This is a genomic window from Corticimicrobacter sp. (genome assembly GCF_040137905.1).
In the GTDB taxonomy this organism is placed as follows: Bacteria; Pseudomonadota; Gammaproteobacteria; order Burkholderiales; family Burkholderiaceae_B; genus Corticimicrobacter.
In genome coordinates this window covers 1-9,363 of the sequence record NZ_JBEFDG010000024.1, presented here as the reverse complement: position 1 = coordinate 9,363, position 9,363 = coordinate 1, and the positions used below count along the sequence as shown (strand labels likewise).

Genomic DNA, 9,363 nt, shown 5'->3' with positions numbered 1-9,363 from the left:
CTGGTGCCTTGGTCCTGGCTGCTACTTCTGCCCTGGTGGCGCGTGCGCTGATGCGTCCGCCGCCGCCCGAGATTGTCGTCAAGGAAGTGCAGGTCGAGCCGCCTGCCAGCCGCCAGATACTGGTGGCGGTTGATGATTTGGAGCCGGGTGAGTTTATTAAAGGTAATTCTTTTAGTCCGAAACCCGTACCTGTTGGTGAGATCCGGGCTGGTGATGTAGAGGCCAGTTATGCCAGCAATTTAAACGGGGCTACGTTGCGACAGCCGTTGAAGCAAGACGAGCCACTGCGGTTTGATTTGTTGGTGCGGCCCAATGAACCAGGTTTCCTGGCTGCTGTTTTAGGCAAAGGGATGCGTGCGATTACTGTGCCGACCAACCCGGTGGCGAGCAATGCCGGGCAGGTGGCCGCAGATGATCGCGTGGATGTGATTTTGAGTCTGGATGTCAACGGTATTGTGTCCGCACCAGGGGCAAATCAGCCCCCACCGTTAGCTGCCGAGACGATTTTGTGCAATGTCCGCGTGTTGGCCTTGGGCGTGAACGCAGACAGTATCGTGCCCGTACACACGTCCAGTGAGCCTGAGAATAAAGCAGACGCGCAGAAAAGAGCCACTGCAAACCAATATTCGGAAACAGTGACTTTGGAGGTCAATCCACAGCAGGCTGAGCAACTGGCGGTCGCCAAAGGTTTGGGCACATTGCATATGTCGTTGCGGCGAGCCGATGATCAGACCTGCTCGCAGACGTCGGAAAATTCGCGACGTATTGCGAGCAGTGCAGGTGATGTGGACGGTGTGACGCGATTGAGCGATACGACGAATATTTTTGGGCGTGTTTCAGTGAGAAATATACCCAGCGCCACAGTTTATATGGGGCGAGCAGCGCGCCAGACTTCATTGGGTAATTCGCGATAGCCTGCCCAATAAATATGTCGAATTCGCATCGTTCAGTTTCTATAGATTTTTGAATATATGAAAAAGAAATCCCTTGTGATACGCGTCAGCTTGCAGACCTTCGTATCAAAGATATGCTTCGCATTGCTCTTTGGCATGATGCTTGGCCCTGTATCGCAGGCACAGACAGCGGGCTTGCCAAGAGGTGTGGAGCTTATTTCTCCAGAAGGAGAAATTTTGCTGAAGGTAGGGCAGGGAGAAATGCTGAATCTGAAGCAGCCTGCCGCTCATATTCTGGTGGCTGATCCAGAGATTGTCGGTGTTCAACCTCTTGGCAAAGCTTTGCCGCAAGGGATGCAAGATACCGTCCAGGTGGTGTCCCCCGCTGTGTCGGCAGACCCTGACGCGATGACCATGAATGTGGATAGTCCAGTTGTCTCAAGAAAAAAGTGGCCTATATATGGAGAGAAGGTTGGTGTAACGACGCTGTATGCGCTGGATGATAATGAACAGGTGATCACGGCTTTTAGAATAAAGGTCGAGTATGACTTGGAAGGGCTGAAAGAAAAAATACTTGGTTGGAATCCTGGTATAGATAAAGAGAGCTTCAGAATCGAGCCTTCGGTGAACGACAGCTTGTTGGTTCGCGGCAATGTGCGGACACCGCTGCAGGCCAAACAGTTAATTGAAAGTGTTCAGACCTATTTGGATAGTGTGTCGGGACCTCGAGGAGGTGGAGCAGGCAGCGGTGGTAGGAATTCCCGTAGCGTCATCAACCAGCTCAAGGTCGAGCAGTCCGCACAGGTCAATATTCAGGTGCGGGTGGTCGAGATGTCTCGCACGATGTCGCACGAGCTGGGCTTTGACTGGGCTGCCGTGCTGAGTACGAGCCGGGGTGTCGCCGGGGCGGCGACCGGTGGCTTCGGCAATCTGTTTTCCGCGGCCTCGAATACGGCTGGCATGGTCAGCGGCATGAATGGCGTGATCGGCAGTGCAGTGCCTGCAGGTGGCGGTATTTCGGCCGGTGGTTTCCGTACTCGCGGCAACTTTGGCCTGGGGGTGTTGCTGACGGCCATGCAGGGCGAGGGTATGGCGACGGTGCTGGCCGAGCCCAACCTCACGGCCATGTCCGGTGAGACGGCGGCGTTTGCCGCGGGTGGCGAAGTGCCCATCGTGATCATCACCAACAACAATGTCCAGATCGACTACAAGTCCTATGGCGTGATCCTGCGCATGACGCCGACCCTGCTGTCCTCCAATCGCATCAGCCTGCATATCGCGCCTGAAGTCAGCGAACTGACGGCCGAGGGCTCTGTCACCCTGGAAGGGGGATCGACGATTCCGGCCTTTACGGTACGGCGCGCCGATACCACGGTCGAACTGGCCAGTGGCCAGAGCTTTGCCCTGGCCGGCATGCTGCGCAGCAATACCGGGCAGACGGTTCAGGGCGTGCCGGGCTTGCGCAGCCTGCCGTTGCTGGGTCGTTTTTTCGAGCATGAACAGACCGAGCGCCGCGAAACAGAACTGGTCATCCTGGTGACGGCCTATGTCGTCGATCCGGTCTCGAAGTCCGACCTGAAAGTACCGGGCCAGGGCATTCCCGATATCGATTCCCTGGTGCCGCAGCAGGCTGCTGCAGGCTATCTGTACTGAGGAGGACACCGTCCATGCTGAAGAATTCAACGCTTTCCCGCTGGTCCAGGCTGGCTGTCTCCGCGCTGCTGGTATCTGCGCTCGGTGCATGCATGACGCCGCCTGCGCAGCCGGTCGCGGTGCAACCCCAGGCCCTGGCGCTTGGGCTGACGGTTACCGAAGATGGTGGCCTGGCTCCGGATGCGCTGGAGCAGGTCAATGAACTGCTGCGCCAACAGGGCCGCATCAGCCGCCAGACGCTGACGGTGGCACCGCTCAGCACGCAGGGTGTGCCCATGGCCGCCCGTCTGGCCGAGGCATTGCGCCAGGCCGGCGCAAGCGATGTGGCCGTGTTGCCGCTGGCCGGCATGGCAGCGCAGGAAGCCGCATTGGCTCAGGGCTGGGATCTTGAACTGCGCTCGGAGTCCATCGCTGTGCAGGCGCAGGATTGCGGGCCGGCCAACAAGGATCTGAACCGCTGGCCGCTGACCTCGCATCCTTACTGGAGCCTGGGGCCGCTGGGTTGTGCCAACCGGCACAACCTGGCACAGATGGTCAGCGATCCGCGTGACCTCATCCAGCCCAAGGTGCTGGAATCCGCCGATGGCGTGGTGACGGCCGAAGCCGTGCGCCGCTACCACGAAGACGAAGTGAAAGACCTGGTCGATATCGATTTCGACGAATAACGGAACAAGGCAGCAAGCGACATGAGCGAAACCGATATCCAGTCTGATCTTGCAGGCGATCCGCGTGTCACGGTATTCGTGACACCGGCCGATGTGCCGCAACTGACCGACTACCTGGACCGCCTCGGACGGCCCCGTGTCGTGGCGGCGGGTGGCGTGGCTGATGCTGCGGCATATTGCCGGCAGCAGGCTGCTCCTGCGATCCTTGTTGTCGATATCAGCCACGAGGCCCATCCCCTGCCTGCCCTGGGTGAACTGCTGCAGGCCGCGGGTCCGGCTTGTCGCCTGGTCGTACTGGGCGAGCGCAATGACGTCAATCTCTATCGCAGCCTGCTCGGCGAAGGCGTGGTGGACTACCTGCTCAAGCCGGTGGCTTTCGACCAATTGGCCCAGGTGCTGCAGCGTGCCGATGATGACCAGCCGGTACAGGTGCCGGCTTCCGGTCGGACGATTGCCCTGACGGGAGCCAGCGGTGGAGCTGGAACCAGCACTGTGGCTGCTGCCCTGGCACTGGCGCTGGCCCGTATTGGTCATGCGCCCCAGGCCCTGGTGGACTTCGACCGACGCAACGGTGACCTGCCGCTGTTGCTGGGTACGGGGCCGACCGATGGTCTGCGGGCTGCTCTGGATGCCGGAGACAGTGATCCGCGCCTGCTGCTGCGGACCCTGTCACGCATCAGCGACCGCATCTATCTGCTGGCCCAGCAACCGGACATTGATGCCGGCACCCTGGACGAAGGGCAGGTGCTGCAGCTGGGCGCGGCGCTGTGTCGTCTGTTCGGCCTGTCGATCTGGGACCTGCCGGCGCAACGTGATAGTGCCTGCCTGGAAGTGCTGCGCCACGCTGAAGTCCGGGTGGTGCTGACGGATCTGACCGTGCAGGATGCGCGCAAGGTATTGCGGTTGCTGCGCGAGATTGGCGACGAGAGTGCCGGACAGCGTTTGTTGCTGGTGGCCAATGCAAGTCGCCAGGGCGCGCAGCCTGCCGTGCCTCGCGCACAGTTCGAAGAATTCGTCGGCCACAAGATCGCTCTGGCTCTGCCCTGGGGCGGGCCGGCCCTGGCTGGCAGCCTGCTCAAGGGGCCGTTGGACCCTGATGTTTCCCCGGCATTCCGTGATGCACTGGCGGGCCTGGCCGACCTGTTGTCTGGTCGCCAGCCGGCAGCGGCCGCCCGCAGCCAGGGAGGCGTGGCAGGGCGTTTGCGCTCGCTGTTCACGCGTGATGCAACTGCGGTTCGCCGCGCGGCCTGAGGAGACGCGAGATGCTGGTACGAAAACCCGCTCCTGCGCCGGCAGCACGGCCACAGCCGCGTGCGCTCGGCACGGCCTCGGTGGCTCCGGCACCGGCCACAGTACAGGATCTGCCTGTCGCACACGAGCCGGTTGCAGCAGTGCGCGCTCCGGTAGCTGCTGCGCCAGCGCCTGCCGTATCCAGGCAGGCCTCACCGGCCACGCCACGATCGACAGGCCGTGCCTCCCAGGCGCTGACGCCCGAGTCACTCAACCAGCGTCGCCTGATCCGTACCCAGTTGTTCGAACAGATCGACCCGCTCAAGGCGGCGCGCATGGAGCGCGACAGGCTCAGGAGCCAGATCGACAGCGTCATTCGGCGTATCGCCGACGAACATCGTTTGCACCTGTCTTCGCAGGAAGAGGAAACCATCTCGCGTCAGATGTTCGACGAGATGATCGGTATCGGTCCGATCCAGCCGTTGCTGGAAGATGATTCGATCAACGATATTCTGGTCAACGGACCACACCAGGTTTTTATCGAGCGCTTTGGCAAGCTGGAGCTTTCCCAGGTGTCATTCCTGGACGAGGAACACGTCTTCAATACGGCTCAGCGCATCGCCGCGGCGGTCGGCCGCCGCATCGACGAAGCCAATCCGATGGTGGATGCGCGCCTGGCCGATGGCAGCCGGGTCAATGTGATTACGCATCCCCTGGCGCTGCGTGGTACCACGATCTCGATCCGCAAATTCATGCGCCGCAATCTGGCGCTGGAGTCGCTGGCCGAGCGTGGCGCGATGTCGATGGATATGGCCGACCTGCTGACCAAGGCGATGCAGGCCCGACTCAACATCGTCGTGTCTGGCGGTACCGGTGCCGGCAAGACGACGTTGCTCAACGCGCTGTCCCAGAAAATCGATCCGACCGAGCGCATCATCACCATCGAAGATGCGGCCGAATTGCAGTTGCAGCAGGAGCACGTCATTACGCTTGAAACCCGGCCCGAAAGCGCCGAGGGCACCGGCAAGGTCGACCAGCGCGACCTGATGCGCAACTCGCTGCGGATGCGGCCCGACCGCATCATCCTGGGCGAGGTGCGTGGTGGTGAATGCTTCGACATGCTGCAGGCCATGAATACCGGCCATGACGGCTCGCTCTGCACGGTGCACGCCAATACCCCGCGGGATGCCCTGCTGCGGCTCGAGAACATGGTGATGATGGCCAACATGCAACTGCCGCTGATGGCGATCCGACGCCAGATCGCCAGTGCCGTCGATCTGGTTGTGCAGATCGAGCGCATGCGCGATGGTGCGCGTCGTGTGGTCTCCATTGTGGAGCTGGGCGGCATGGAAGAGGATGTGATCCAGACACAGGAACTGTTTGCCTTCCGTACCCGCTCCATCAGCCATGCCGGACAGGTCATCGGTGAGCATGTGTCGGGCGGGGTGCGGCCACTGTTCTATGCGGACAAGGCGCACCTTTTCAAGCAGGACGGGCACTGAGATGAGTGCTTTGCTGGACCTGTTCACGCTGCTGACGTTCCTGGCCGTGTTTGCCGGTATCTATGCGCTGCGCGCCTTCAGTCGTCGCCAGCGTCTGGCAGAACAGGCCGCGGCGCGCCTGGCACAGCTTCAGGTGGAATTGCAGCCCGAACTTGCTGGCCGGCAAGGGCTGGCGGGCGATGATGAAATCTCCATCCTGCAGGATGGACAACAGGCATTCCGGATGGCTTCGTGGCCGCTGGTGGGGCCCTGGCTGGCACGCGCCCATGCCAATCTCGATGTGTTGGGCTGGCGTGAGAACCTGCGCCTGAGGCTGGTGGTGATGGCGGCACTGGCATTGATCGGCGGCCTGTTGCTGGGCCGGCGCTCACCGGCACCGCTGCTGGTCGGATCGCTGTCCGCGCTGGTGCTGTTCGTGCTGATCGGACTGGTGACCTATCGCAGAGCGCTGGATCGCTATCTGGAAGCACTGCGCACATCCCTGCCCGAGGCCATCGATGCCATTACCCGTACTTGCCGCGCTGGCGTACCCCTGCACAGTGCTTTTGCGATTGCCGCCGAGCACCTGCGCAGCCCGTTATCGGCCGAATTGCTGCAGATTGATCGCTGGCTGCGCCTGGGGGTACCGCTGCGTCGCGCCATGATCGATTCGGCTCAGCGCGTGCCGATTGCCGAATACCGTTTCTTCGCCGTCATCCTGATCATCAACCAGGAAACCGGCGGGCGGCTGGGCGAGACGATGGATCGTCTGAGCGCGACCTTGCGCGCGCGTGCCGAACTCAAGATGAAGGTCATGTCCAAGACTTCCGAGGCGCGTGCGTCAGCCAAGATCGTGGCGGCGCTGGTACCGTCGGTAATGGCCTATATGTACGTCAATGCGCCCGAGGATTTCCAGTTTCTGCTGAACGATCCTGCCGGCATCAAGGTCACGGTCTACGCGGTCTGCAGTGTTGCACTGGGGCTGCTGATTACGCACCTGATGGTGCGCCGAGTGGCCTAGGAGAGCGACATGGATGGCTTCTTTTCCGATCCCTTTGTGCAATTCATGCTGCTGATGCTGGCGCTGGGTGTCGCCCTGGGCGGCTGGGTGTTGCGTGCCGGCGGCGTGCGCAGCAGCGACCTGGGCCAGCGGCTGCGCGACTACGCCGTACAGCCGGATACGCAGCGCCGGGATATTCTCAATGCCGGCGCGGCCGCCGATATCCTGCGGGATGCCGGGCGACCCGGTTCGGTCCGCCTGGCACAGTGGATGGATCGCCTGGCGGCCTTCGGCAATGCACTGGCCGGCAATGACAAGGCGCGTCGCGAGCAGGCTGTGCTGCTGGCCCAGGCAGGCTATCGCTACAGCGATGCCGGTGGGTTGTTCATCGCGCTCAAGACGCTCAGTGGCCTGGCCTTGCTGCTGTCGATACAACTGGGTTGGCTGGATGCTTCCAATCGCCTGACGCTGACCGGGTTGGCGATTTCGCTGGTGGCCTGGTTCGTGGGGTCGCTGTTGCCGGAACTGTATGTCAAGTCACGTGCTGCACGTCGTGCCGAGCGGCTTACACGCAGCGTGCCGGATGCCCTTGACCTGATGGTGATCTGCGCGGAAGCAGGTCTGCCCCTGGGCCGCATCTTCAAGGTGGTGGCACGCGAGATGGCCCTGAGCGCACCGGTCATGGCGGAAGAGCTGAGCTACACCGAGGCCGAACTGCAACTGGTGTCCGAGCGTAGCCTGGCATTGCTCAATCTGGCCGAACGCACTCGTGTGCCTGCCATCGAAAGCATGGTGGCCTCGTTGGTGCAGGCCGAGCGTTACGGCACGCCGCTGGCACAGGCACTGCGCACCATCGCCGATGAAAGCCGCACCACCCTGATCCTGACGCTGGAAGAGCGGGCCGGCAAGCTGCCGGCACAACTCAGCCTGCCCCTGATGACCATGATTCTCCCCCCCATTGTTGCGCTCATGGCAACGCCTGCCCTGGTGCGCGTGATCCGGATGCTGACCGAATGAAAACTTCCCTCAAGACTCTGTGCGCCATTGCGCTGGTTGCCGCCCTGGGCGGGTGTGCCAGCCTGGGCGGCACCTCTGCATCGACAACGGCTGCGGCCGACAAGGAACTGACCGGCAGTCTGGCCGAAGGCCTGCGTCTGGCACGCATGCTGCGCGACAATGGCCGCATGGAAGGGGCCGCAGGCATTTATGCCCGCCTCGACCAACGTGGCGAGCTCAAGGGAGCTTTGTTGCTGGAATATGCCACCGTGGCGGCGACCGTCAGCTCTCCGCGTCAGGCACTGGCCCTGTTTGGCCGCGCCCGGCAGGAGATGGGGGGCGATCCCATGGTATTGCCTCCGGCGACCGGGGTGGCGCTCTGCAATGGACTGGGCCGCGCCCGCCTGGCATTGGGCCAGACCGATGCGGCGCTCGGGGATTTTGATTGCGCCTTGAAGCTGGATGCAGTCAATACCGTGGCCCTGAACGGCAAGGCAGTGATCCTTGATGCCCAGGGCGAGCACGAACAGGCACAGGCGCTCTGGCGTCAGGCCCAGGAGATCGATCCCGCTGATTTCACGTTGCTGAACAACCTGGCCCTGTCCTATCTGTCGCAAGGCAAGACGGATGAAACCATTCGCCTGTTGCGTCAGCTGGACATGCCCAGGAACATGCCCACGCTGACCCTCAACCTGGCTCTGGCCTATCTGCTGGAAAACCAGCCGGAACAGGCCGATCAGGCATTGCGCCAACTGGTCTCAGAGCGTCAGGCCGAACAACTGCAGGCACAATTGATGCGTTACAGCACGCGTATCCGCGAGGGTGAGCCCGTTGCCGCCGAATTGCTGGTTGCCAGCCGCCAGATGCTGGCGCTGCAGGATCAGGATGAGTAAGGCCATGTGCCTGCACAGGATACCCATCCTGCAACGGATCATGCACCGGCATGTCGTCATGGGCCGGTACGCCCGGTCTGGCGAGTGCGGCGCAATCGCCACCGAGACGGCCTTCCTGATCCCGGTGGTGCTGGTCGGCATCATGATGTTCATGGAGCTGGCACGCATCATGCTGACCATCAGCATCGGCAGTACGGCCATGGATGCCGCGATTCAGTCGCTGCGGCGCGAAGACCGGCTCGACGTGGCCTCGGTCAAGACGCTGGTGGCTGAGCGCATGGCTGACCGGCGCTACTCCTATGGCTATCTCGATCCGGATGATATTCGGATCGAGGTCGAGCATTTCGACTCGCTGGAGGCACTGGGCGGTGGGCAGTCCGTCGATGACCGTGCTACGTCGGGCAGCGCGCAGGGCGAGGACGACGATGCGATCAGAACTTCGCAATCGCGACCGGTCTGGAGCATTACGGTGGACGTGCGCAAGCAATACATCACGCCACTGCCCACCTTCCTGACGCTCGAAGATGCATTCCGCTATCGCTTCAAGCAGGT

At 61.9% G+C, this 9,363-nt stretch carries 9 protein-coding genes; all 9 read left to right on the top strand.

The window, feature by feature from the left end:
- Positions 1-914, top strand: a 914-nt coding sequence (cpaB, locus tag ABN482_RS03530; RefSeq protein ID WP_349502693.1) for a Flp pilus assembly protein CpaB, incomplete at its 5' end; no start/stop codon positions are given.
- 57 nt (positions 915-971) lie between these two features.
- The gene (locus ABN482_RS03525; protein WP_349502692.1) at positions 972-2,546 is read left to right on the top strand and encodes a type II and III secretion system protein family protein; all 1,575 of its coding nucleotides are present in this window, start codon (positions 972-974) and stop codon (positions 2,544-2,546) included.
- 14 nt (positions 2,547-2,560) lie between these two features.
- Positions 2,561-3,211 (top strand): CpaD family pilus assembly lipoprotein, encoded by a 651-nt coding sequence (locus ABN482_RS03520; protein WP_349502691.1) that lies wholly within the window; start codon positions 2,561-2,563, stop codon positions 3,209-3,211.
- A 21-nt stretch (positions 3,212-3,232) separates the two neighbouring features.
- Positions 3,233-4,462 (top strand): CpaE/TadZ family protein, encoded by a 1,230-nt coding sequence (locus tag ABN482_RS03515; RefSeq protein WP_349502690.1) that lies wholly within the window; start codon positions 3,233-3,235, stop codon positions 4,460-4,462.
- 11 nt (positions 4,463-4,473) lie between these two features.
- Complete coding sequence (locus ABN482_RS03510; protein WP_349502689.1) at positions 4,474-5,943, top strand: TadA family conjugal transfer-associated ATPase; 1,470 nt, start codon at positions 4,474-4,476, stop codon at positions 5,941-5,943.
- 1 nt (position 5,944) lies between these two features.
- Entirely contained in the window at positions 5,945-6,943 is a 999-nt protein-coding gene (locus ABN482_RS03505) for a type II secretion system F family protein (protein ID WP_349502688.1), read from the top strand.
- A gap of 9 nt (positions 6,944-6,952) precedes the next feature.
- Positions 6,953-7,939, top strand: a complete 987-nt coding sequence (locus ABN482_RS03500) for a type II secretion system F family protein (protein ID WP_349502687.1) — start codon at positions 6,953-6,955, stop codon at positions 7,937-7,939.
- A complete protein-coding gene (locus tag ABN482_RS03495) occupies positions 7,936-8,811 on the top strand; it encodes a tetratricopeptide repeat protein (RefSeq protein WP_349502686.1) in 876 nt (291 codons plus the stop codon). The genes ABN482_RS03500 and ABN482_RS03495 overlap by 4 nt, the downstream gene beginning before the upstream one ends.
- Positions 8,804-9,363: TadE/TadG family type IV pilus assembly protein (locus ABN482_RS03490; protein WP_349502685.1), on the top strand; the 560-nt coding region annotated here is incomplete at its 3' end. The genes ABN482_RS03495 and ABN482_RS03490, both read left to right, overlap by 8 nt.

Coding starts and splice junctions, on each gene's coding strand:
- ABN482_RS03510 (WP_349502689.1), top strand. CDS start 4,474: ATGCTGGTACGAAAACCCGCTCCTGCGCCGGCAGCACGGCCACAGCCG.
- ABN482_RS03525 (WP_349502692.1), top strand. CDS start 972: ATGAAAAAGAAATCCCTTGTGATACGCGTCAGCTTGCAGACCTTCGTA.
- ABN482_RS03515 (WP_349502690.1), top strand. CDS start 3,233: ATGAGCGAAACCGATATCCAGTCTGATCTTGCAGGCGATCCGCGTGTC.
- ABN482_RS03495 (WP_349502686.1), top strand. CDS start 7,936: ATGAAAACTTCCCTCAAGACTCTGTGCGCCATTGCGCTGGTTGCCGCC.
- ABN482_RS03520 (WP_349502691.1), top strand. CDS start 2,561: ATGCTGAAGAATTCAACGCTTTCCCGCTGGTCCAGGCTGGCTGTCTCC.
- ABN482_RS03505 (WP_349502688.1), top strand. CDS start 5,945: ATGAGTGCTTTGCTGGACCTGTTCACGCTGCTGACGTTCCTGGCCGTG.
- ABN482_RS03500 (WP_349502687.1), top strand. CDS start 6,953: ATGGATGGCTTCTTTTCCGATCCCTTTGTGCAATTCATGCTGCTGATG.